The following is a 24,084-nucleotide window of genomic DNA, read 5'->3' on the forward strand; positions in this document are numbered from 1 at the left end:
GCTCCCCGCATCCGAGGCATCCCCCGGCGGTGAGGACGCTCCTTGGCCGCGCGCCGATGTGCGCGGGCGGGGGTGATGGCTCCATTGCTTCCCCGGGAGCCCCCAACACGCCCCGCCGACAAGCGGGCACGTCGGCCCAGCGGAGGCAGCGCCATCACCACCTCTCCCGACACCGATCAGCGGCCGGACAAAAAGCGTCTGTCCGCTTTCCTCTCCCGCTTTCGCGGATCGGCCCGGCGCGATCTCAACGTCACCATGACGGCATCGGTGGCGACGGGCCTCATCATCATTCTCCAGGCATTCCTGGTGGCGCGCATCCTGGATGGCGTGCTGTTCCAGGCTCGCCCGGCCCTCGCCTTCACGCCGGAGATCGCTGCGCTCGCCACCGCCATGGCGCTGCGCTTCGCCACCCAGTGGGCCACCGAGCGCTTCGGCTTCGCCGCCGCCGCGCGGGTGATGCGCGCCATGCGCGCCGCCCTGCTCGACCGCGTAGAGAAGATCGGCCCCGTGGGCCTTGCCGAACGCAGCACCGGCGAACTGGTGGCCGCCCTGGCCGAAGGCGTGAAGGCGGTGGAGCCCTTCTATTCCCGCTACATTCCCGCCTCCGTCCTGGCGGTGGTGCTGCCGCTCGCCATCCTCGTCGTGGTGTTCCCCCTGGACTGGGTCTCCGGGCTCGTCTTCCTGTTCACCGCGCCGCTCATCCCAGTGTTCATGATTTTCATCGGCAAAGGGGCGGAGCGGCTCAACCAGAAGCAATGGCGCCGGCTGGCCCGCATGTCCGGACACCTGCTGGACGCGGTGCAGGGCCTGGCCACGCTGAAGGCCTTCAATGCCGCCGGCCGCATGGGGCGCCAGGTGGCGGATGTGGCGGACGGCTACCGGCGCGACACCATGGCGGTGCTGCGCATCGCCTTCCTCTCGTCCCTGGTGCTGGAATTCTTCGCTACGGTCTCCATCGCCATGGTGGCGGTGTTCATCGGCTTCCGGCTGCTGTGGGGCGAGATGGACTTCTTCACCGGCCTGTTCATCCTGCTGCTGGCGCCGGAATTCTACGCGCCCCTGCGCGCCATGGGCACCGCCTACCACGCCCGCATGGAGGCGCTGGGCGCCGCCGAGCGCATGGTGGCCCTGGAGGACGTGCCCGCTCTGGCCGAAACGGGCGGGGCCACCCCCTTGCCCTCGCCCAAGCGCATCGAGGTGCGGTTCGAGGATGTGCACCTCACCTTTCCCGATGGCCGCATGGCCCTCGATGGGGTCAGCTTCACCCTGGCGCCCGGTGAAACGGTGGCCCTGGTGGGCCCTTCCGGCGCCGGCAAGTCCTCCCTCATCCACCTGCTGCTCGGCTTCGTGGCGCCCACCTCCGGTCGGGTGCTGGTGAATGGCGTGCCGCTGGCGGAGCTCGACCTTGCCCAATGGCGGCGCGCCATCGGCTATGTACCCCAGCGTCCGCGCCTGTTCGCCGGCACGCTCGCCGCCAACATCGCCCCCGGCGAGGCCGCGCCCGAGGCCGCGCGGCTTGAGGCGGCGGTGGCCGAGGCCGGCCTTGCGGACGTGGTGGCGGCCGTGCCCGGCGGGCTCCAGGGCCGTGTGGGCGAAGGTGGCAGCGGCCTTTCCGGCGGCGAGGCCCACCGCCTTTCCGTGGCGCGCGCCTTCTATCGCGACGCCCCCATGGTGGTGCTGGACGAGCCCACCGCCCATCTCGACAGCGAGAACGAGGCCAAGGTGGAAGCCGCCCTGGCCCGCCTTCTGCCGGGGCGCGGCGGGCTCATCGCCGCCCACCGGCTCTCCAGCATCTCCGGCGCACACCGTATCGTGGTGATGAACCGCGGCCGCATCGTCGAGGAGGGCGACGCCGCCACCCTCCTCGCCCAGGGCGGCCTTTATGCGCGCCTCGCCGCCGGTGGCGACGCCGATTTCTGGGAGGCGGCCCAATGAAGGACTTCCTGCGCCTTGTGGCGCTCATGCGACCCCAGGCCCTGTGGATGGGCGTCGCGGTGCTGCTCTCGGCCTTCGCGAGCCTCGCCCACATGGCGCTCATGGCCACTTCGGGCTGGTTCATCACCGCCATGGCGCTGGCGGGCGCGGCGGGCATCGCCATCGATGTTTTCGCACCGGCGGCCTATATTCGCGGCTTCGCCATCGCCCGCACCCTCTCGCGCTACATCGAGCGTCTGGTGGGCCACCAGGCGACGTTGAAATTCGTGGCGAGCCTGCGCCCCTGGTTCTTCGTCCGCCTCACGCCCCTGGCCCCGGCTGCCTTGCAGGACCAGCGTAGCGGCGACCTGCTGGCCCGGCTGAAAGGTGATATCGACCGACTGGAATTCGCCTTCCTGCGGGTGATCTCGCCGGTGGCGGCCGCGCTCATCGTGCTGGCCGTAGGCCTGGCCTTCATCGCCGGGCATGATGAAGCCATGGCGCTGGCGGTGGCCGGCGCCGCGCTGTTCGCCGGCCTTGTGCTGCCACTTCTGGTGCAGCGGCTCGCCGCGCCCGCCGCCCGCGCCGTCACCGCCCATGGCGCGGAGCTGAACGCCGCCTTGGTGGACCACCTGGAAGGCCGCGCCGAGCTTGACATCTATGACCCGAACCGGCGCCACCGCGCCGCCGTGGACGCCACCTCCAACACCCTCATCGCCTCAGAGGGCCGGCTGGCCGGCATTGCGGGCTTTGCCGGCGCGGGGGTTGGCCTTGCGGCCCAGGCAGCCCTGCTGGCGGTCATCCTGATCGGCGCGCCGCGCGTGCTTGGCGGCAGCCTGCCGGGACCGGACCTGGTGATGCTGGCCCTGTTCTCCCTGGCTCTGTTCGAGGCGGTGGCGCCGCTGCCGCTGGCCTTCCAGACCCTGCCGGGAACGCTCGCCTCCGCCCGCCGCATCTTCGCCCTGGTGGACCGTCCCGCCCCGGTGGCCGAGCCCGCCGCGCCGAAGCCGGTGCCGGCCCGGGGTGCCCTTGCCTTCAGCCATGTCGGCCTCACCTATCCAGGCGCGCACGCGCCGGCGCTGGAGGATGTGAGCTTCACCCTGGAGCCGGGCCGGCGCATCGGCATCATCGGCGAGAGCGGCTCGGGCAAATCGAGCCTGGTCGCCCTGGCCCTGCGCTTCCGGGCGTCCGGCACCGGCGAGGTGCGTTTCGCGGACGACTCCGTCGCCGCCTATGACACCGATGCGCTGCGCGCCCGCCTCGCGGTGCTGGCGCAAGGCGACCACCTGTTCTCCGCCACCATTCGCGAGAACCTCGCCATTGCCGCGCCCGGCGCCGACGACGCGGCACTGAAGGGCGCCTGCGCCAAGGCGGGCATCCTCGCCTTCGTGGAGAGCCAGCCCGAGGGGCTCGACACCTTCGTGGGCGCCCATGGCGCGAAGGTTTCCGGCGGCGAGGCGCGACGCCTCGGCCTTGCCCGCGCCCTGCTGAAGGATGCGCCCATCCTCATTCTCGACGAGCCCACCGAGGGACTCGACACCGAGACCGAGCGGCGGGTGATGTCCGCCGTGCTGGAGGTCACCGAGGGCCGTGCCCTGCTGCTGATCTCCCACCGCCGTGCCCGGCTCGACGCCATGGATGAGATCATCGTGATGGCGGAAGGGCGCATCACCGCGCGCGGCGCACCCGCGAGCATCCTGCGGGACCTCGACGGCGCACCAGCCCCCTGAGCCCCAGGGCGGGCATATTCCGTTGAGGAATGCGCATGCTGCGCCGGCTCATGTGGTAAAAATGATGAGCTGCGTGGCGAAAAAGGTTCACATCTACCGGGCAACGAGGGGTTGTAATGCAAATTGGGCGCACATCTCCTCCATTTTGGGGATGTTGCCCACGCCACATCCATGAGATGAAAAAAGCGCGCGAGGCGACCGGACGTTTCCAATCGCGCTCAGCCTGACGATCTTCCCCCGCGGATCGTCAGGCTGACGTTTTTTGCGCGCCCGGGTAGGAAAATGGGCCTCAACCCTCATCCCGGAAGCGGTTTGTGATGGGATAGCGGCGGTCGCGGCCGAAATTGCGCGGCGTCACCTTCACGCCCGGCGCCGCCTGACGGCGCTTATATTCGGCAATGGTAAGAAGGCGCTCCACCCGCTTCACCACCGCCGGGTCAAACCCTTCCTCGATCACGCTTGCAACCGGCGCCTCCAGCTCCACCAGCCGGAACAAAATGGCGTCCAGAATGGAGTAAGGCGGTAGGGAATCCTCGTCCTTCTGGTTCTCGCGCAGCTCGGCGGTGGGCGGCTTGTCGATGAGGCGGTCGGCGATCACCGTGCCGCCGGGGCCCAGCGCCCAGGCCGGCTTCCAGGCATTGCGCAGGCGGGATAGGCGGAACACCTCGGTCTTGTACAGATCCTTGATGGGATTGTAGCCGCCATTCATGTCGCCATAGAGGGTGGCATAGCCGGTGGACATCTCGGATTTGTTGCCGGTGGTCACCACCATGCCGCCGAACTTGTTGGAAATGGACATCAACAGCGTGCCGCGCACCCGCGACTGAAGATTTTCCTCCGTCACGTCCCGTTCCCTGCCGGCGAACACGGGCTGAAGCACCGCCTCCAGCCCTTCCACCGCGGGGGCGATCGGCAGGGTGTCGTAGCGCACGCCCAGCGCATCGGCGACCGCAGCCGCGTCGGAAAGGCTCTCGCCAGAGGTGTAGCGGTAGGGCAGCATGATGCAATGCACCCGTTCCGGCCCCAGCGCATCCACCGCCATGGCCGCGCACAGGGCGCTGTCGATGCCGCCGGAAAGGCCGATCACCACGCCCGGGAAGCGGTTCTTGTTCACATAGTCCTTCAGGCCCAGCACGCAGGCGGCATAATCGGCCCTGTCCTCCTCGGTGCGGTCGGTGATGCCGCCCTCGGTCATGGCCCAGCCGGTGGGCAGGCGCTCCCACCGGGTCACGCGCACCCGCTCCTCGAAGCTGGGGAACTGGAGCGCCAGGAAGCGATCGGCGTTGAGGCAGAAGGAGGCGCCGTCGAACACCAGTTCGTCCTGGCCGCCCACCTGGTTCACATAGAGCAGCGGCAGGCGGCTCTCCACCACCCGCGCCACCGCCACGTTCTCCCGTTCCTCATAGACCGAGCGGCGATAAGGCGAGCCATTGGGCACCAGCAGGATTTCGGCCCCGGTCTCGGCCAGGCACTCCACCACGTCCGGCCCCCAGATATCCTCGCAGACGGGCACGCCCAGGCGCACCCCCTTGAACGGGATCGGCCCCGGCATGGGGCCGGCGGCGAAGACGCGCTTCTCATCGAACACGCCGTAATTGGGCAGGTCGACCTTGTGGCGAACCGCGGAAATGCCGCCATTCTCCAGCAGCAGCACCGAATTATAGAGCTTGCCGCCCTCCACCCAGGGCGAGCCGATGAGCAGAGCCGGGCCCTCCACCGTTTCTGCTGCCAGCTCTTCCATGGCCTTGCGGCAGGCGGCCTGGAACGAAGGCTTCAGCACCAGGTCCTCGGGCGGATAGCCGGCGATGAAGAGTTCGGAGAACACCACGAGGTCGGCGCCGGAAAGCCGCGCCGCGTCGCGGGTGCGGCGGGCCAGCTCCAGGTTTCCGGAAACATCGCCCACGGTGGGGTTCAGCTGGGCGACGGCAATGAAAAGGGTGTTCGCGGGGGTGCTGGCGGGCGTGTTCATCGTGCTCATCTACCGGGCCGGCGGGAAGGGGGGAAAAGCAGGGGGGCGTTCACAGGCCGTAGCGGGCCCACAGGGCGCGCTCCTCGGCGGCGGCGACGGCGCCGGCCGCCGCATGATGGGCAAGGCTGGCCGAAAAGCCGCCGGAGCGGCGCAAAAAGAAGGGCTTCGGCGCTTCCATCAAGGGCGTCTGAACCTTTTCGCCATAGCGGGCGCGCAGGGTGGAGCGTACATCGCCCAACCCGTCGAGCAACCCCAGGCCGAGCGCCTGGGTGGCCAGCCAGAACTCGCCCGAGAACAGGGTGGCGTCATCCGCCGTCAACGTCACGCCCCGGCGCGAACGCACCAAGTCCGCAAACACCACGTGCAGTTCCTTCAGCAGGGTGTCGAGCCGCTCCACATCCTCCGGGCGCTCGGGCTGGAAGGGATCGAGGGTGACCTTCCGCTCGCCGGCCGTGTAGACGCGCCGCTCGATGCCGAAGCGGGCAATGGCCTTATCCAGGCCGAAGCCGGCGCTCACCACGCCGATGGAGCCCACCACCGAGCACGGATCGGCGAAGATCTCGTCCGCAGCGCAGGCGATCATGTAGCCACCGGAGGCCGCCACATCCTCCACGAAGGCGAAGACGTGCTTCTCCTTCTCCTCCGCCAGCGCCCGGATGCGCTTGAAAATGAGGTGCGACTGCACCGGCGAGCCGCCGGGCGAATTGATGAGCAGCGCCACCGCCGGCGCCTCTTTCATCGCGAACGCCTTCTCCAGCGCCTTGGCGCAGCCGGCAAGGGTGAGCGAGGCGGAGAAGGGAGAGCTCATGCCGATGGCGCCGGAAAGGCGCACCACGGGCACCACCGGCGCCTCGGGGCGCCAGCTCTTGGGCAGAAGGGCGCGCAGGCGGCGCGGGAGGAAGGAGAGGGGATCGGCCATGCTTGAGATGTAAGCCGCGCAGGCGACGGCCTCAAGGCACCGCGAAGCCCGCCGCCAGGATCTTTCCAACGACGCGCGACACACCCGCCGCGCCGGACGAGCCCGCGGGCGAGCCCGGAGCCACGCGGCAAGCCCCGCCCTCGCTCAGCCCAAGCCCTGCCGATTTGTCTTGCCGCCGACGATCCGTCTTGGCCCGAATGATCCGTCTTGGCCCGAGTGATCCGTCTTGGCCCGGATGATCCGTCTTGACCCGGATGATCCGATCTGGCGCTGACGACCCAACTTCGCCCTGACAATCTATCCTAGCCCTGGAGATCTAGCCTTACCCCAGGGAATTATCCTGGCCGTGATGGTCAGTTCTAGCCCTGATGATCCGTCTGGCCACTGACCATCAGGCCGAACCCCGTCGATCCGTCCGGGCCCCAATGATCCGTCCTGGCCCCAACGATCCGCCTTGGCGGGGGCTATCGGTTCCGGCCTTGCCGATCATGCCCCGACCACGCCCATCGATCCGGCGCCGCCCCTCGGTCCCAGCCGCGCATTTGTCTTGGCGCAGAGGCGACGCCCCGCGGGCCAAACCCCATTCGTTGAACAAGGCTCACGTCCAGCCAACCGGATTCGGGGATGGAGATCCTGGCCCGATCGTCGCCCCACAGGGCAACTCGCCCCAGCCGCCCGACGGCGCGGCGAAGCGGCTGCGCGGCGCGGCGCGCCCGCCTCAGCCCAGGCCCTGCGCATCACGCAACACCGCCTCTGCGGCGGCGGTGGGGTTGCCGTGCGCATCGGCGAGCGCCAGGCCGGGCAGGAGACGCAATGGGGTGCGCCGGCCCTTCACCGCCCGCACCAGCAGGCGCACCGCCGGCGCATCCGGCCGGGGATGAACCGCGAGAAGCTCCGCCGCGCCGAAGCGCCCGGCAAGCGCGCCGAGAATCGCCCCCAGCTCCTCCGGTCGGTGGATGAGACACAGCACGCCCCCCGGCGCGAGGCACCGATAGGCCGCCTTCACCCATGCCCCCAGCAGTTCCCCCGCCGCCATGTGGGCGCGGGCGCGGCCCGCATGGGGCGAGATCTGGTGCGCGGCATTCGCGTTGAAAGGCGGGTTCATCAGCACGAGGTCCGCCGCCCCCGGCTGCGGCTCCGCCGGTCCGGATGGACGGGCAAGGGTGAGCACATCCCCCGCCACGACGGTGCAGCGCGCCGCCCAGCCGTTGACGTCCACATTCTGAAGGGCGAGGGCCGCGAGGTCCGGATCGATCTCCACCAGCGTGCCGCGCGCCTGCGGCACCCGCGCGAGGAAGGACAGCCCCGCCCCGCCCACGCCGGCTCCCAGGTCCACCATCGCGCGGCAGGCCTGCGGCCCCAGCGCCGCCAGCAGCACCGCATCATGCCCCACCCGATGGCCACGGGCCGGCTGCCGCAGCGCCACGCGGCCACCCAGAATGGCATCGCGGGTGACATCGGCGGGTGGATTTTTGCCCAAGGGGGGAATCATGGCGGATCCTGCAGGGCCGCGCCGAAGCCGGCCTCCATCAACAGGCGCCGGGCGCGGTCGGCATCCTCGTCCACCACCAGCAGGCGGCGGGGCAGAATACCGATGGAGCCTTCAAGAGCGCTGATATGCGCATCCGCGACCAAATGGCCGATTTCCGCCGCATCGAGCAGGGCTTCGATGGCGCCGAGCAACACCAAGTCATTGGTTCGCAGCAGCTCCCGCATCCTCACCCGCTCCCGCCTTGAACCGGCATCCATGTGGATGCGGCCCCTGCCCTTGGGGTCGAACTGTTGCGAACCCCTTGCGCCAAGCCCCTGGGCATCCCTATGGTGCGCCCGCAAAATTGACAAGCGGGGGCGTTTCTTGGCCATCGTTCTTCCGTTCGAGCCCAACGAGCCGTCCATTGACGCCCTGGTGCGTCTCGTGAAAGCGGACATGGAACGCGTGAACGCCGCCATTCTGGCGCGCACCGGCTCCGACGTGGCGATGATCCCGGAGGTGGCGAACCACCTCATCTCTTCCGGCGGCAAGCGGCTGCGGCCGATGCTGACGCTCGCCTGCGCCGCGCTCAGCGGCTATGAGGGCGACGGCCACATCAAGCTCTCCGCCTCGGTGGAGTTCATGCACACCGCCACCCTCCTCCATGACGATGTGGTGGACGAGAGCGACATGCGCCGGGGCAAGCTGGCCGCCCGCAAGCTGTGGGGCAACGAGGCCAGCGTGCTGGTGGGCGACTTCCTGCTGGGCCAGGCCTTCAAGATGATGGTGGAAGTGGGCTCGCTCACCTGCCTGGACATCCTGTCCAACGCCGCCAGCGTCATCGCCGAGGGCGAGGTGATGCAGCTCGCCGCCGCCAAGAACACCCAGACCTCGGAGGACGACTATCTGGCCGTTATCCGTGGCAAGACGGCCGAGCTGTTCGCCGCCGCCTGCGAGGTGGGCGCGGTGCTGGGCGAGCGGCCCAAGGCCGAGCACGCCGCCTGCCGCTCCTACGGCATGAATCTCGGCATCGCCTTCCAGCTGGTGGACGACGCGCTGGACTATGGCGGCAGCCAGCAGAAGCTCGGCAAGAACGTGGGTGACGACTTCCGCGAGGGCAAGATCACCCTGCCCGTGCTGCTCGCCTTCCGCCGGGGCGACGAGAGCGAGCGCGGCTTCTGGCAGAAATGCCTGGAGCATGGCGACGTGACCGACGCGGACCTCAAGCAGGCCATTGCCCTGCTCATGAAGCACCGGGCGCTGGCCGATACGGTGGAGCGCGCCCGCCACTACGGCGCCATCGCCAAGGATGCGCTGGCCCTGTTCCCGGCAAGCCCGGCCAAGTCCGCCTTGTCGCAGGCCGTGGACTTCTGCCTCGCCCGCGCCCACTGAGCCCGCGCCGGCTCACGCTCCGCGCGGGCCGAGCACGATGACGGCCGCGCCGGCGAGGCACAAAGCCGCGCCGGCCGCGTCCCAGCGATCGGGCCGAACGCCTTCCACGGCCCACAGCCACGCGAGCGACGCCACGATGTAGATGCCGCCATAGGCCGCGAAGGCCCGCCCCGCCGCCGGCGCATCGACGAAGGTGAGCGCGACAGCAAAGGCGGAGAGGCTGGCAAGCCCCGCCAGCAGCCACCACGGCGACCCGCCATGGCGCGCCACCTGCCAGAAGGCAAAGCAGCCGGCAATTTCGCCAAGAGCCGCGAACAGAAAAGCGGGCAAGGTCATGTCGTCCTCATGGGCGGTCGGGGCCTGCGGCGATTGCCGCTTCGAGCGACAAGGCTTCGGCCGGGCCGGGCCGGGCAAGACGCCTATTGTACCACCACCCCAGCCCTGTGGGACGCGGCCCGACACGCGCCCGCATACGCCCCTCCTGCGCATACCCTGCATGCCCCTTGCCCCACGCGCCCTTATCCCACGCGCCCTTGGGGCCTCGCCCCGAACACGCACCGAGGATGCAGAACGGCGCTGACGGCCTCCCCCACGCGGCCCCGGGGCCGAGCCCTTCGGGTGCCCCCAGCGCTGTGACCGCCTCTCCATGCGGAGGCCGCCCCTTTACCGTTAAGCCGTCGCGGATGAGCGGTGCGGATCGGCCCGCGCCATCATGGGCAGGATTGCGCGGCCCGCCCCCGCGATCTGGTACCCGAAGTCTTCGGGGCACGAAGAATCCGGGCGCGAAGAAAGGGCCTCGACTCGATGTGCCTACGACGATCGACGCGCCGCGAAGGGAGAGGCCCAAGCCTGCCACCCGGATGCCCCCGACAGCGCCGCGTCGCCCATTTGCGGCCGAGCGCCCACAATGCAGAATAGAAAATCACGCCCGCGATATGGCTTCAGCTCTTATGTGGACGCTGGAACACGCTATCGATTTGCTTTTACAGGTTTCCGTAACGCAAATCGCTTCCCGCTTCGCTGGGAAACGTTCCGGACCAGAGGGAAGGATCGCGAAGGCCATTGCGGGTTCAAAGCCGGAACCATCTCCGTGGGTCTCGGAGGGCGGGGCGCGCATGGTTCCTTGAATGAACAAGCCTTTTGACACCCCGGCGCCCACCGCGCTCGGACACGCCCGATCTCTTGCCCCCCGGAGCGGCCGCTACTTAGGCGAAAGGGGAAACGCGCCCAACCCGTCGGATGGCGATCGCGCTCCGCCTGAAACGGCTTCTGCCCGGCTGCGGAGGAACAGGATCGCCCCAGCTTTCGCAGCGCGTAAGCCCGTCACCCCTCCCTGTCATCTCGGGCGAAGGCAATCTCCGGCGTAGACGCGGCCGCCTCAGCGCAGAACCGTGGATCGCACCCACCAGTCCGGGTGTGCGGCCGTCACCCGCCGGGCCAAAGCAACGGCGGAGCGGCAGCTCTGGGTGAGGGCGAAAACGGTGGCTCCCGAACCGGACATGCGCACCAGCAAGGCTTCGGGCAGGCTGGCCAGATGCTCCATCACATCCTGAATGCGCTGGGCCACCACACGGGCCGGCGGCTCCAGATCATTGGGTAGAGCGGCCAAGGCGGCGCGGAGCGCCCCGGCCTCGCGCGGGAGGGTGGCCGGATGCTCCGGCCCCGGCAGCACTTCCCCGGCACGCAGGCCCAGGGTGCGGAACACATCCGCCGTGGGCACCGCCACCCGGCAGTTCACGAGCACCGCTGGCAGAAGCGGCAGATCCAAAGGCGCGGACAGATCATGACCGACGCCACGCATGATCCGCGCCCGGGGGTCGAGGCACACGGTCACGTCGGCGCCGGTGGCGCGGGCCGCCGCGAACAGGCGGGGATCATCGGCCGCGACACCGTTGAGACCGGCCAGAAGGCGCAGTGCCGCGGCGGCGTCGGACGAACCCCCGCCCAGCCCGGCGGCCACGGGCAGGCGCTTCACCAGGCGGAACGCGCCAAGCCTTGCTCCCACCACTTCCCGCGCGAAGGCAGATGCGGCCTTGAGCACCAGATTTTCCGCGTCGGGGCCCGCATCCACGGCTGTGGGGCCGGCCACGTCAAGCCCCAGCGGCGCTCCGGGATCGAGCGAAACGAGATCCGCCGCGCCTGCGAATGCTACGAGACTCACAAGATCATGATACCCATCTGGCCGTCGGCCCGTGACCCTCAAGGTCAGGTTGATCTTGGCCGGAGCCTTGGCGACGAGCGGATGCATGGCCGCCCTTATGCCGCGCCGCAGGAGGGGCCGCAAGGTTCCGCCCATGCCGGAAGCGGACGACCCACGGGGCATTAGGGGGCGGCGGAACACCTTCCGCCGCCCCCTCGCCATGGCATCAAGACCGCGTGACGGCACGCAAACTTGCGGCGCACGCGGAAAGCGGCCATCCTCCCGCCATCTCGCCGCGCTTGAATAGCGCGTTGCAACGGCCGCACAGGCTCTTCAGGATTCTCGATCGGTGAAGATTCCCCGCCTCTCCTCCTCCGTGGCCCTGGCTGTCGGCCTTGCCGCGGTGATGCACCTTGCTTTGCCCGTCACGGCACGCGCCGAGGCCCCGGCGGACCTGTCCGTGGATGAGGATCCCACCGTCTCGGGCAGCTACCTTGCCGCGCGCTTCGCCAGCTCCGAGCGCGATACGGACGCCGCGGTGACTTATCTGCGCAACCTGCTGCGCCTTGATTCGCGCAATGCGGAAGTGGTGGAGCGCACCTTCTTCGCCACCCTGGTGGACGGCCAGATGGACGAGGCCATGAAATTGGCCGAGCGCCTGGTGAAGGTGGACCGCACCCACCGCATCGCCCGCCTCGCCCTGGCGGTGAAGGCCATCAAGAAGAGCCAGTACCAGACCGCGCGAACCAACCTTTCCCTTTCGGTGCGCGGCCCCATCGGCGATCTCACCGCCACGCTGCTCGCCGCCTGGACCTTCTTCGGCTCGGGCAACACCAAGGGCGCGGTGGAGCTCATCGACCACCTGCAGGGGCCCGATTGGTATGCGCCGCTGAAGGCGCTGCATTCGGGCCTCATCCTCGACGCCGCCGGCAATCGCAAGGAAGCGGGCAAGCGCCTCGCGGAAGCGGTGAAGCTCGACCCCGGCTCCTTGCGCACGGCGGATGCCTATGCCCGCTGGCTGTCGCGCAACGAGGGCAAGGAACAGGCGGTCGCCGCCTTGGCCGAGTTCGAGAAGGCCATGCCGAACCACCCCATGGTGCTGGCGGAGATCAAGGAGCTGAAGGCCGGAAAGGCCCTTCCGCCCCTCGTCACCACCGCCCAGGAGGGGTCCGCCGAGGTGCTCTACGGCCTGGGCGCGACCCTGGGCCGGCAGGGCGGTGAGGATCTCGCGCTGGTCTATCTCCAGCTTGCCCACTGGCTCGACCCGCAGCACCCCTTCGCCACCCTCACCCTGGCCGACCTCTACGAGCAGCTGAAGCAGCCGCTCAAGGCCATCCAGGTCTATGAGAAGGTGCCGCCCACCTCGCCGCTGTGGAACAATGCGGAGGTGCAGCTCGCCCTCAATCTCGACGCGGTGGACAAGTCCGCCGAGGCGCGCAAGCACCTTCAGGAGCTGATCGCCGCCAATCCGAAGGATCTGGAAGCCATCGTGGCGCTGGGCCGCATCCAGCAGTCGCGCAAGATGTTCCCGGAGTGCGCGGGCACCTACAGCAAGGCCATCGACCTCGTTCCGAATCCGGACAAGGGCAACTGGGCGCTGTTCTACTTCCGCGGCATCTGCAACGAGCGCAGCAAGAACTGGCCGGCGGCCGAGGCCGACCTCAAAAAGGCGCTCATCCTCAATCCTGACCAGCCCCAGGTGCTGAACTATCTGGGCTATTCCTGGGTCGACCAGGGCGTGAACCTGGACGAGGGGCTGGACATGATCCGCAAGGCGGTCTCCCTGCGCCCGGACGACGGCCCCATCGTGGACAGCCTGGGCTGGGCCTATTACCGCCTCGGCCGCTATGACGACGCGGTGAACGAGCTGGAGCGGGCGGTGGAGCTCATGCCGCAGGATCCGGTCATCAACGACCATCTGGGCGATGCTTATTGGAAGGTCGGCCGCCCGCTGGAGGCCGGCTTCCAGTGGAACCACGCCCGCGACATGAAGCCCGAGCCCGACGCTCTCGCGAAGATCGAGAAGAAGATCCAGGGCGGTCTCGACGCCGTGGACCAGCCGGCCCCCGTGCGCAAGGCCGAGGAAGACAAGAAGGCCAACTGAGCCTTCCACCCACAACGCGGCCCGCCTTGTGGCGGGCCTGCTGGGGTTAAGTGCGACCTGGGACTCAGTGCGACCTGGGACTCGGTGCGGCGCGCCCCGGCCCACACCGCGCTGTCGCTTGCCGGCCCGTGCGGCCGGCCCCGCAGGGGGGGAACAGCTCCCCACCACGGCTCGACGCGCCCAGGACTGAGGGAGCGAGCGCCTTGGCCACGCACATGCCCGTGCCACCGCTGAGAGCACCTCCACCCAAGGCCCTTTCGCCCCAAGCGCGCCTTTCATCCCAACCGCCCCTTGGGCGCCTTCAACTTCACCATATGGCTGAAGGGTACCAAAGCCCCGCGCCGACGGAGCGCATGAACGCTGCTGGGCCAAAAGCGGTAACTATCAGCGTCAACGGAGCGGGATGGCGCCGGGGGTCGAGGCCGATTCCGGACGCCCCCGCAGCACCCCTCCCCATTCCCTGAAGGCGACGCACCCTGCGCTCGGGCTTCGACCGGTCATCGGCGCGATGAGACCATCGCACCGGCCCCATTTCCCGCTCAAGCGATTGGAAACAGAGCTATCGGTACCGCCCCGCGAACACCGGAGCCCGAACGCCAGGCCCCGGACAAGCACCACGCGTCGATAACGCGGCCGCCCTGGCTTGGGGACCCGGCGCCACAGCCCCGGCGTGAGGTCCTGGCGTGAGGTCCTGGCGTGAGGTCCTGGCGAGACCGTGCTGGCAAGCACCCTGGCTGTGCGACCGCATTTGTGCAACCGCCTCGGCACGAGCACCTTTGTGCGACGATCCGGTGCGGGCGTCCCGGCACGGGCGTCCTGCCAGGGACGTCCTGGTGCGGCTGTCCTGGTGCGGCCCGACGCGGCGGAGGCCGCAGAGGTGTTCTGGCGTGGCGCCGTGCGGCGCGGTAGCTTGGCGCGAGGGCGAGCACGAAAAGCCAAGGCGGAATGGGCGCGAGCCTCCGCAAGGATGAGATGGCATGGATGAATTGGCTTGGCTGGTGGTCGTGTTGCTCGCCTTTCCGGTCATGGCGCTGGTGGGCCTGATCCTCAGCCTCAAGCAGCGCACCCGTCTGCGCATGCTCGAAGCGCGGGTGGCGCAGCTCGAGGCGGCCATGGCCACACAAACCGTTGCGGAGCCTGTCTTCCCCGAGCCGGCTCGCGCGGCACCGGTGCGCCAGCCGTCCCCACCCGCGCCGGAGCAGGTGACAAGAGCCGCAAGGCCCCCTCGCGCGCGGCTTGGCTCGCAGTGGAATCTCAGTCGGCTGCGTGAGAATTTCAGTGGGATCGAGGAGAAGATCGGCGCGCGATGGGCGGTCTGGGTAGGCGGCCTGGCCCTGGCGCTGGGCGGCGTGTTCCTGGTGCGCTTTGCCGTGGAACAGAACCTGATCGGGCCCGCCGGACGAATCGGCCTTGGCCTCGCCCTCGCTTTGGCCTTGCTGGCGGCGGGTGAAGCCCTGCGGCGCCTCGACCTGCGGCAGAGCCCCGCCGCCACGCCGCCGCAGGGGTGGCCCCAGGTTCCCGGCCTGCTCACCGCCATCGGTACCATGACCGCCTTCGGCAGCCTCTATGCGGCCCACGAGCTCTATCACCTCATCTCCCCTCCCGTGGCGGTGGCTCTTCTGGGGTTGACCGGCGCCGGCACCGTGCTGGCCGCGCTGCTGCACGGCCCCGCGCTGGCGGCCCTCGGCTTTGCCGGTGCAGCGGTGACCCCGTTCCTCGTCGGTTCGGACGAACCCAATGCCTGGGGCGTGGCGCTGCTCATCATCATGGTGGGGGCGGCAGCGCTGGTGGTGGCGCGCATCCGGCTGTGGCGGTGGTTCGCGGCGCTGGCGGTCGCGGGCATGGGGGCGTGGGGCTTCACGCTGCTGCTGTTCGCCGTGCCCCAGGCGGTGCCGGCCGCCGGCGCGCTCGCCTTGGCGCTACTGGCGCTCACGGCCGGGCTGCTGACGCCAGACCATCTCTTGGGTCCGCCGGGCGGCGAGCGTCCGGATCCCGTCGCCACATTGGGCGCTGCCCTGGCCCTCGCCGTCGCGGCCTTCGCCGCGCAGCAGGGGGAAACGGCGGCGCTGCCGCTTCTCGTCTTCATCATCGCCGCACTTGGAGCCCTGGCGCTGGCGTGGCGCGCCCCGGCCGCCACCTTCGCCGCCTTGACGGCGGCGCTGACGGCTCCGGTGATCCTTGCCGCCTGGGCGTTTCCGCCCCTGCCGGCCACCAGCATCGCCCCCGCCGGGCCGCTGGCGGGCGCGGTGCCGGAGCCTGCGCCGCTCGCCTTGGCCTCCTTCGCTCTCTATGGCTTCCTAATGGGGCTGCTGCTGGCGGGGATCGGCGTCGCGGGGGCTTGGCGCGCGCGGCGCGACCTGTTCGGGCTCGGGTGGGCGGCGGCGGGCACGGCCGGCCCCCTGCTGCTGCTGATCGCCGCCTACGGCCGCCTCACGGAGCTGGACCGAAGCCTGCCTTTCGCCGTTTTGGCCCTGGCGCTCGCCGCTTTGTTCACCGCCGCGTCCGAGGGTCTTTCCCGCCTGCGGCAATGGCCCGCCGCAGCCGCCTTCGCCACCGGCGGCGTGGTGAGCCTGGCCCTCGCCCTCGCCTTCGCTTTGGAGAAGGGGTGGCTGACGGTGGGGCTCGCCCTGGCCGCCCTGGGGGGCGCCTGGGCCTCCACGCAGCGCCCCCTGCCGGGCCTGCGGCAGCTCTCGGCGGGGCTGGGCCTCGTGGTGCTCGCGCGGGTGGGCTGGGACCCGACCATTGCCGGCACGGACCTCGGGACCCTGCCGATTCTCAACTGGCTGCTGTGGGGTTATGGGGTGCCCGCGCTCGCCTTCGCCGGCGCGGCGCGCCTGCTGGCGCGTGGGGGCGACGACTGGAGCCGGCGGGTGCTGGAAAGCCTCGCCTTGGTCTTCGCCATCCTGCTGGCGGCCCTGGAGGTGCGCCACCTCGCCCATGGCGGCGATGTCTTTGCCGCCGGCACCCGCCTGTTCGAGACCGGTCTGCTCGCCGCGCTCTACGGAGCCTATGCGGTGGGGCTGTCGCGGCTTGCCACGGTGACGGGGCGCGCCTTCTACCGCCTGTTCGCGGATCTGGTGGCCGCGCTGGCGGCGGTCTGCGCCCTCGCGGCGCTGACGGCGGACAATCCATTCATGACCGGCCAGAGCGTCGGCGGCGTCGTATTCAATGACCTGCTCGTGGCCTACGCCCTGCCAGCCGGCCTCGCCTTGCTCTATGCGGCGGGCCTGCCGCCCGAGCGCCGGCGGCTGCGGCTCGGCGCCTCGGCCCTCGCGGTGGTGCTGGCGCTCGCTTATGCCACCTTCCAGGTCAGCCGCCTGTTCCAGGGGCCCGTCCTGTCGGCCGACCGCATCGGCGCCATGGAGTGGTATGCCTATTCCGCCACCTGGCTCGCCTTCGGCATCGTGCTGCTGGGCCTCGGCCTGTGGCAGGGCTCGCGCAGCCTGCGCCTGGCGTCAGCGGCGGTCACCATCGCCACCGTGCTCAAGGTGTTCATCTCCGACATGGCGGACCTTGAGGGCATGCTGCGCGCGGTGTCCTTCATCGGGCTCGGCGTGGTGCTGGTAGCCATGGGCTGGCTCTACCAGCGCCTGCTGGCCCATAAGGGAGAGCGCGGCGCTAGCCGGCGCGAGGACAGCGAAGAGTAAGCGCGCATTCATTCGCGCTTTCCGCGATGCAATGGCGTAATGTCACCGGCGTTCAGCAACCGGCACGGGTGCAACACGGATGATCGCCTGGGATGATTTCCGGCTGGTGCGGGCCATCGCCGAAACGGGCTCCCTCGCCGGCGCGGCGGAGCAGCTGGCGGTGAACCATTCCACCGTCTTCCGGCGGCTTGGCGCCCTGGAAACGCATATCGGCACCCGCCTGTTCGACCGTTCCCGCTCCGGCTACGTGCCGACCCCCACCGGCGAGGAGATGGTGCGCCTGGCCGAGCGGATGGGCGAGGAAGTGGCGGCCGTGGAACGCCGCATCACCGGCCAGGATCTGCGGCCCTCGGGCGAGCTGCGGGTGACCACCAACGATTCCATGCTCATTCACCTGCTGACGCCGGTGTTCGCCGGCTTTCGGGAGGTCTATCCGGAAATCCGGCTGGAGGTGGTGGTCAGCAATTCATCCCTCAGCCTGTCCAAGCGCGACGCGGATGTGGCCATCCGCGCCAGCGACCGGCCCGGCGACGCCCTGGTGGGCCGCCGCATCGCCAGCATCGGCTGGGGGGTCTATGCCCGTCCGGACATGGTCCCCGGCGGCCGTCTGGAACCGGGCGAGCTGCGCCGGCACGACTGGATCGGCTTTTCCGACGCCCTCGGCGGCATCAAGCCGGCCAAATGGCTGCGGGAGCGGGTGGGCGAAGAACGGCTGGTCTATCGCGTCAATTCAGTGCTCGGCCTTGCCGAGGCGGCGGCCGCCGGCATCGGGCTCACGGTGCTGCCCTGCTTCATCGGCGCCCGCACCCCCGGCCTGCGGCGCTTCCTCGGCCCTGAGCCGGAAATGGCATCGGGCCTCTGGCTGGTGACACACCCGGACATCCGAGCCACCGCCCGCGTCCGCGTGTTCATGGAACACGTGGGCCACGAGCTGCACCGCCAGCGCGCGCGCATCGAGGCGGAGGACGAGCCCTCATCCCCGGAGCTGCAGGCCGGCACGGGGCCAGCGGGGGAACCAGCCCTTTAAGGTCGTCCGGAACGCCCTTCCCTACAGACCAGCGGCCGCTGGTCCTCCCCCAAATGGCGACGGGCCGAACCTAGGCGTCCGGCTCAGCGCGAGACGAAGTCGGAGCTGTTCCGAGCGACTGGGAACAGGGTCGCCCGACGGCGCGCCACGCGGAACCTGGAGCCTCTTGGGGTGGGAGGGAAGCCACGTCCTGGGGCGTGCCATCCCATCGCCTGAAGGCATCGCCCCCGGGGCCGGTGCCCGAGGAGCGGGCACTCTCAAGTTGACGCCGGACACTCATTGTGGAGCAAGCGGACCGGAGGTCCGGAAAGCGCGGCGGAGGAGCAGCACGCAACCCGACCGGAGATCGGGACACCGACGACGAGCGCCAGAAGGATGAATGTGAAACAGGGGCCTTCCGCGCCCACTGGGCGGGGCGCCCGTTCAGGGCCCCTTGCCCTCAGCTGCCCAAAGCCTCTCTCAGCAGAGGCTCATTTGGAAGAGACTCACTCCGCCGAGGCTTCCTGGGCGGCGGTGCGCGAGCGGCTGCGGCGCGAGGCCACCTGAGGGCGGTCGCGCCCCGTCCGCTGGAAGTCACACCACATGGTCTGCACACCCGAGAGGGTGCCGCGGAAGCTGCCGGGCCCGGTTTTCACCACATCGAAGCACGGCTCGAAGCTCATGCCCTTCACGGCGCCACACACTGCGCCGCTGCGCACACGAAGGGTGTTGGCCGGCAGGCGCACAAAGCGGGCCGGCGCCTCGCGCAGGGAGATGATCCCGGCCACCGAGCCGTCAGCATTGACCCGCCCGGAGCCCTTGGAGCCCTCGAAGCAGGTGAAGGAGAAATCACGCCCGACAACGAACGCCCGCGCCTGTTCAGCGCTGAGCTGTTCCTCGGCCCGGGCGGCGGTGGTCAGCGCCGGCCCCGTCACGATGGTGGCGAAGCCGACAGCCGCAAGAAGAGTTTTGCGCATGGCTGGTTCGCTAAATGCTTGTCGTTTCAGCCGCCCACTTGCGCAGACCCGCCCCGGCACTGTCAAGGGCCAGCTCCGCCACCCGGCCCGGAAAACGCAATTCCCGAGCCATTTTTCCCGGCACTGTGCCCGCCGGGACGCGCGATTTTAACCCTGCGTTCACACACTCACCACCACCGGCCGCTTCACCGGTTCCTCGCGGATCGGCAGGTTGATGGCGGCGGAAGCGAAGGAGAGCGCGACGGCGAGCCACCACACCAGGTCATAGGAGCCGACCGCCTCATAGATCTCGCCGCCCAGATAGACGCCGATGAAGCCGCCCACCTGGTGGGAGAAGAAGGCGAAGCCGTAGAGCATGGCCATGTAGCGGGTGCCGAACATGAGCATGACGAGGCTCGATGTGGGCGGCACCGTGGACAGCCAGAGCAGCCCCAGCACCGCCCCGAACAGGTAACAGCTCAGCGGCGTCACCGGCAGCATGATGAAGGCTGCGATGGCCACGCCGCGCCCCGCATAGATCCAGGCCAGCAGCCACTTGCGCGACACGCGCCCGGTGAGATAGCCGGCGCCGATGGAACCGGCCATGTTGAACAGGCCAATCAGTGCCAGCGTCACCGCGCCCACCGAAAGGCTCATGCCGCGATCCACCAGGAAGGCCGGCATGTGCACGGTGACGAACGCCAGCTGGAAGCCGCAGGTGAAGAAGCCCAGCACCAGCATCACATAGCTCGGATGGCGGAACGCCTCGGACAAGGCGGCGCCCACGCTCTGCTGGTGCACCGCCGCCGGGCCGGCCGGGCGCGCGGCCCCCCGGGTGGCGAGGGCCAGCGAGAAGGGCATCACCAGCAGCAACGAGATGCCGAAAACGATCAGCGTTTCCTGCCACCCCACTGCCTGGATGAGCCCGGTGGTGAGGGGTGGAAACAGGAACTGGCCAAACGAGCCCGCCGCCGTGGCGGCACCGAAGCCCAGCGACTTCAGCCGGTCCGGCAACAGCTTGCCGAACGCCGCCAACACCAGATTGAACGAGGCGGCGGAAAGGCCGAACCCCACCAGCACACCGGCGGTGAGCTGCAGGGCGCCGGGCGTGCTGGAATAGGCCATCAGCACGAGGCCGGCGCCATAGATGAGCGCGCCCGCCCACAGCACCCGCACGGTGCCGAACCGGTCGGCGATGGCGCCGGCGAAGGGCGAGCCCAGGCCCCACAGGAGATTCTGGATGGCCACCGCCAGCCCGAACACGTCGCGTCCCCAGCCGAATTCCCGCGACATGGGCACCAGGAACAGACCGAACACCGAGCGCGGCCCAAACGTGACCATGGCGATGACGCAGCCGGCGACGATGATGAGCAGCGCCGGCAAATGACGCCCGGGAGCCGAGGCCGGAGAGGATGAGGCAGGTGAGGCGGACATGACCCGTTCTTTCCGCGCGGCAAGACCGTCCGCCGCGATTCGAGGTCATGTTAATGCCCGCCCGAGGGCTGTGAAAAATCAATAATAGAAAAGAAACCCATGAGACTTCCGAATGGAAGCCTCATGGGACCGTCCGTGTCGGATCGCAGCCCGCTTCGAGGCGACGCGGAGAGACCCGCTCCGCCCCTGCGAGCCCATCGGTCAGCCCCCGCGCGGGCCCTCACCACGGCGCGGGCCATCCCCGCGGCGGGGGTGAGGCGTGCCGAAGAAGCTGCGCAGATCCTTGCGGGCAGCCTGCTCGAAAACCTTCTTCTGGGCGGGATCGAAGGTCTTGTAGAGCGGATCCAGCGTATCCGCCACCTGGCGCAGCTCGCCGGAAGCGGTGGCCATGCGGTCGGAGGCGGCGCGCATCCGGGTCACCATGTCGGGACGGGCGGGACGCTGGCCAGACTGGCGGGCGGCCTGACGCGCAGCGTGCAGGGCATCCATCCGCGCGGCGCGCTCCTGGGCCACATTGCGCAGCGTGGTTTCAAACGCGGGCCACAGCTTTTCCTGATCGGCCGTCAGCTTCAGCGCGCCCTTGAGATCAGCAATGCGGGCGTCGAACACCGCAGCCCGCTTTGCGGCCGTGGCCTGCGGGTTCGCCGGCGCGGCAGCCGGAGGTGCTGCCGTCTGGGGCGCAGCCTGCTGGGTGCTCTGGGGCGCAGCCGCATCGGCGGGGCCGGCGGCATGGGCGATCGCCGAGCCGGCGAGAAGCGCGGCGGTGGCGGCGGCGATAACGGCTCTCTTCATCAGATCCTCCTTAAAGGATGGCCGCACCATGGCCCCACCGACCCCGCACCTCAACTTAAAGTTCGGTAATTATCCTTCCCGCGACTGGGTTTGAATAGCACCTTGACCGGCCCCTCACGCAGCGGCGGGACGCGGCCACAGGACCTGCGTCTTACGGGTGGCCACCGCGCCGTCCGCCGGATCGTAGCCACGCCGCTCCATCTCGCAGCGCCACATGCCCGGGCTGCCGGAAACGCGATAGAGCGCATAGGCCCCCGCGCCACGGTCGTCGTTCGGCCCGGCGGAAGCAGAAGGCACGCCCACCACGGGAATGGAGCCCCCCTCCCCGGTTTCCACCTGGCCGAGAGCCGCGCGATGGTCGTGCCCGTGCAGCACCAGCTCCGCCCCGGATTGGGCCAGCACCGCGCGCAGGGCCGCCGCATCCTTGAGATCGCGGTGAAACGGCCGGTGGCCCACCGGCGGGTGATGGATCATCACGACGCGGAACAGCCCCTCCGTCCCCAGCGCCGCGAGCAGCGCCCGCAGGCGGCCCAGCTGGGCCTTGCCCACCTCGCCACTGGCAAGGAAGACCGCCGTCGGCACGGCGGTGGAAACGCCCACCACCGCCACGGGCCCGCGCCGCCGCACATAGGGAAAGGCGTCCACGTCCACCGGCGTATGGGGGTGGCTTTCATCGCCGCGCAGGAAGGGCGCCCAATGCTCCAGGTGGTAGTGCATGGCGGAGCGCACATAGGCATCGTGATTGCCGGGCACCACGCTCACCGTTTCGGGCGCGCCGAGGGAGGTGAGGAAGGCGGCGCCCGTATCGAACTCGGCCGGCAGGCTCACATTCACCAGGTCGCCGGTGACGCAGATGTGGTCCGGCTTCTGCTCCTGCAGGTCGTCCATCAGCGGGCCGAGGGTCGAGGCGCCGAAATTGCGCCGCCGGGCGCCGATCCAATTCATCATGCCGAAGAAGCGCTTGCCCAGCAGCTCGGACAGCTGCGCCTCTGGAATCGGGCCAAGATGGGGATCGGACAAATGGGCGAGCACGAACATGACGGCGGCGAGCCTCTCGAGCTTTCCTGAGCATCCCCGCTCCACACGATCCGGGAACGCTCCAGCCTATTGAGTTGACGCGTTTTCTTCAGGTGAACCGGGCCCCACCTCACTCGAAAACGCACTCGCGCGAGGAAGGCCCGCCACCCTCGCGCCCCTCCTTTAGAGCATCCCGTGGGCCGCGCAACCTCGTTGCCGGCGGGGCGGAACTGAGAATTCATTTGCCTCCCGCATCGGGGGCAACAATCCTGGTGCGGCGCGGCAAGCCGCGCTATGCCTCGATGCCCCGCCCGGGGGGACCGGTCAGGAGCCTTGTCACGACGTGCGCGCATTCCGCTTCATCACCTTCATCGCCCTCGCCATGCTGCCCCTGCGCGCGGAAGCCGCCCATGTCTCCGTGCGTGGCAATGAGATTCTGGTGGACGGGCGCCCCTTCATTCCCAACGGCGCCGCGGGCGAAACCCGCCTGGCCGAGCTGAAGGCGCTGGGGGCCAATGTGGTGCGCACCTATGGCCAGGAGCCCGGCGAGATCCTCGATGCGGCGCAGCGGGCCGGGCTGAAGGTGATCGTCGGCTTCTGGATGGGGCAGCCCCGCCTCGGCTTTGATTACCGCAACCGTCAGGCAGTCGATGCGCAGCTCGAGAACCTGCGCCACATGGTGGAAAGATACCGGAACCACCCGGCCCTGCTCATGTGGGGCATCGGCAACGAGGTGGAGGTGGAGCTTCCGCCGGCGGAGGTGCAGGCCACCGTGTGGCCGGCCATCGAGGAGGCCGCGCGCATGGTCAAGACCCTCGATCCGAGCCACCCCACCCTCGCGGTGCTGGCGGAGGTGGGCACCGACAAGGCCCGCCAGCTGAAGGAGCTGGCCCCCTCCATCGACGTGCTCGGCATCAATGGCTATGGCGACGGCCTGCTGACGGCGGAAACCCGCGCCCGCGCCCAGGGCTGGGCCGGCCCCGTGGTGTTGACGGAAATGGGCCCGCTCGGCCACTGGGAGGCCCCCAAGACCCCCTGGGGCGCCCGCATCGAGCCCACCTCGTCCACCAAGGCGGACCTCATGCGCCGCTACCTGTCCATGGCCAGCCATTCGGGCGTGGGCACCATCGTCTTCCTCTGGGGCCAGAAGCAGGAGGTGACGCCCACCTGGTATTCGCTGCTGCTGCCCAACGGCGACTGGAGCGAGACGGTGGAGGTGATGGCGGACCAGTGGGACGGCACTCCCCCCGGCGGCGACAACCACGCTCCGCGCATCCTCTCGCTCCAGCTCGATGGCCCGGTGCTGCTGAAGCGCAACGGCATGACCCAGCTCCGCGTCAACGCCACCGATCCCGATGGCGACCCGCTGAAGGTGGAATGGCAGGTGATGGCCGAAAGCACCGCACCCAGCCTCGGCGGCGATCCCGAGCCGGTTCCGCCCAGCTTTCCGGAAGCCGTGCACGAGGCGGGGCCGAACATGGTCCGCATCGGCCCGCTCCAGCCCGGTGCCTACCGCGTGTTCGTCACCGTGCGCGACGGCCGAGGCGCCGCCGCCACCGGCAACGTGCCGATCCTGGTGCGGTGACCCCGGCC

General features: G+C 69.5%; 17 protein-coding genes. 7 read left to right on the forward strand and 10 right to left on the reverse strand.

The features are described 5' to 3' along the window. The first annotated feature begins 75 nt into the window (after positions 1–75). Positions 76–1,935 carry a thiol reductant ABC exporter subunit CydD gene (gene cydD, locus L0966_RS09410; protein ID WP_234051632.1) on the forward strand — a complete coding sequence of 620 codons (1,860 nt, stop codon included), beginning with the start codon at positions 76–78 and terminating at the stop codon, positions 1,933–1,935. Then, the gene (gene cydC, locus L0966_RS09415) at positions 1,932–3,644 is read left to right on the forward strand and encodes a thiol reductant ABC exporter subunit CydC (protein WP_234051633.1); all 1,713 of its coding nucleotides are present in this window, start codon (positions 1,932–1,934) and stop codon (positions 3,642–3,644) included. Before cydD ends, cydC begins: the two co-directional genes overlap by 4 nt. Before the next feature lie 289 nt (positions 3,645–3,933). On the opposite strand, the gene L0966_RS09420 is transcribed toward cydC, so the two are convergent. The 4 genes from L0966_RS09420 to L0966_RS09435 all read right to left on the reverse strand — a co-directional run bounded on the left by L0966_RS09420 (position 3,934) and on the right by L0966_RS09435 (position 8,248). Beyond that, on the reverse strand, positions 3,934–5,622 hold the full coding sequence (locus L0966_RS09420; protein ID WP_234051634.1) for an NAD+ synthase: 1,689 nt from the start codon (positions 5,620–5,622) through the stop codon (positions 3,934–3,936). Positions 5,623–5,662: 40 nt separating this feature from the next. Continuing rightward, a complete protein-coding gene (locus L0966_RS09425) occupies positions 5,663–6,532 on the reverse strand; it encodes a S49 family peptidase (RefSeq protein WP_234051635.1) in 870 nt (289 codons plus the stop codon). A gap of 718 nt (positions 6,533–7,250) precedes the next feature. Continuing rightward, complete coding sequence (locus tag L0966_RS09430; RefSeq protein ID WP_234051636.1) at positions 7,251–8,024, reverse strand: tRNA1(Val) (adenine(37)-N6)-methyltransferase; 774 nt, start codon at positions 8,022–8,024, stop codon at positions 7,251–7,253. After that, positions 8,021–8,248, reverse strand: coding sequence for a DUF2007 domain-containing protein (locus tag L0966_RS09435; RefSeq protein ID WP_234051637.1), 228 nt, complete (start codon positions 8,246–8,248; stop codon positions 8,021–8,023). The genes L0966_RS09430 and L0966_RS09435 overlap by 4 nt, the downstream gene beginning before the upstream one ends. A 139-nt stretch (positions 8,249–8,387) precedes the next feature. On the opposite strand from L0966_RS09435, the gene L0966_RS09440 reads away from it, so the two are divergent. Further along, positions 8,388–9,395, forward strand: coding sequence for a polyprenyl synthetase family protein (locus tag L0966_RS09440; RefSeq protein ID WP_234051638.1), 1,008 nt, complete (start codon positions 8,388–8,390; stop codon positions 9,393–9,395). A 12-nt stretch (positions 9,396–9,407) separates the two neighbouring features. Here the strand turns inward: L0966_RS09440 and L0966_RS09445 are convergent, their stop codons facing one another. Together L0966_RS09445 and L0966_RS09450 are read right to left on the reverse strand one after the other, a co-directional pair. Then, on the reverse strand, positions 9,408–9,731 hold the full coding sequence (locus tag L0966_RS09445; RefSeq protein WP_234051639.1) for a YnfA family protein: 324 nt from the start codon (positions 9,729–9,731) through the stop codon (positions 9,408–9,410). A 1,042-nt stretch (positions 9,732–10,773) separates the two neighbouring features. Next, a complete protein-coding gene (locus L0966_RS09450) occupies positions 10,774–11,643 on the reverse strand; it encodes a 4-(cytidine 5'-diphospho)-2-C-methyl-D-erythritol kinase (RefSeq protein ID WP_234051640.1) in 870 nt (289 codons plus the stop codon). A 298-nt stretch (positions 11,644–11,941) separates the two neighbouring features. Between L0966_RS09450 and L0966_RS09455 the strand changes: the two genes are divergently transcribed. The 3 genes from L0966_RS09455 (at position 11,942) to L0966_RS09465 (ending at position 18,313) form a co-directional block, all read left to right on the forward strand. Next, a complete protein-coding gene (locus L0966_RS09455; protein ID WP_255684232.1) occupies positions 11,942–13,639 on the forward strand; it encodes a tetratricopeptide repeat protein in 1,698 nt (565 codons plus the stop codon). A gap of 977 nt (positions 13,640–14,616) precedes the next feature. After that, on the forward strand, positions 14,617–17,286 hold the full coding sequence (locus tag L0966_RS09460; RefSeq protein ID WP_234051642.1) for a DUF2339 domain-containing protein: 2,670 nt from the start codon (positions 14,617–14,619) through the stop codon (positions 17,284–17,286). Between the two features lie 79 nt (positions 17,287–17,365). After that, positions 17,366–18,313 carry a LysR family transcriptional regulator gene (locus L0966_RS09465; RefSeq protein ID WP_234051643.1) on the forward strand — a complete coding sequence of 316 codons (948 nt, stop codon included), beginning with the start codon at positions 17,366–17,368 and terminating at the stop codon, positions 18,311–18,313. 485 nt (positions 18,314–18,798) lie between these two features. On the opposite strand, the gene L0966_RS09470 is transcribed toward L0966_RS09465, so the two are convergent. From L0966_RS09470 to L0966_RS09485, 4 genes are all read right to left on the reverse strand, one after another. After that, positions 18,799–19,269: a hypothetical protein gene (locus L0966_RS09470; RefSeq protein ID WP_234051644.1), complete on the reverse strand. Its 471-nt coding sequence runs from the start codon at positions 19,267–19,269 to the stop codon at positions 18,799–18,801. A 159-nt stretch (positions 19,270–19,428) separates the two neighbouring features. Then, positions 19,429–20,682 carry an MFS transporter gene (locus tag L0966_RS09475; RefSeq protein WP_234051645.1) on the reverse strand — a complete coding sequence of 418 codons (1,254 nt, stop codon included), beginning with the start codon at positions 20,680–20,682 and terminating at the stop codon, positions 19,429–19,431. 201 nt (positions 20,683–20,883) lie between these two features. Continuing rightward, positions 20,884–21,474: a Spy/CpxP family protein refolding chaperone gene (locus tag L0966_RS09480; protein ID WP_234051646.1), complete on the reverse strand. Its 591-nt coding sequence runs from the start codon at positions 21,472–21,474 to the stop codon at positions 20,884–20,886. Positions 21,475–21,588: 114 nt separating this feature from the next. Beyond that, a complete protein-coding gene (locus L0966_RS09485; protein ID WP_234051647.1) occupies positions 21,589–22,512 on the reverse strand; it encodes a metallophosphoesterase in 924 nt (307 codons plus the stop codon). A gap of 322 nt (positions 22,513–22,834) precedes the next feature. Between L0966_RS09485 and L0966_RS09490 the strand changes: the two genes are divergently transcribed. Next, a complete protein-coding gene (locus tag L0966_RS09490) occupies positions 22,835–24,076 on the forward strand; it encodes a glycoside hydrolase family 2 TIM barrel-domain containing protein (RefSeq protein ID WP_234051648.1) in 1,242 nt (413 codons plus the stop codon). Positions 24,077–24,084 lie beyond the last annotated feature (8 nt).

It is taken from the genome of Xanthobacter sp. NM-59 (assembly GCF_021401125.1).
Taxonomy (GTDB): domain Bacteria; phylum Pseudomonadota; class Alphaproteobacteria; order Rhizobiales; family Xanthobacteraceae; genus Xanthobacter.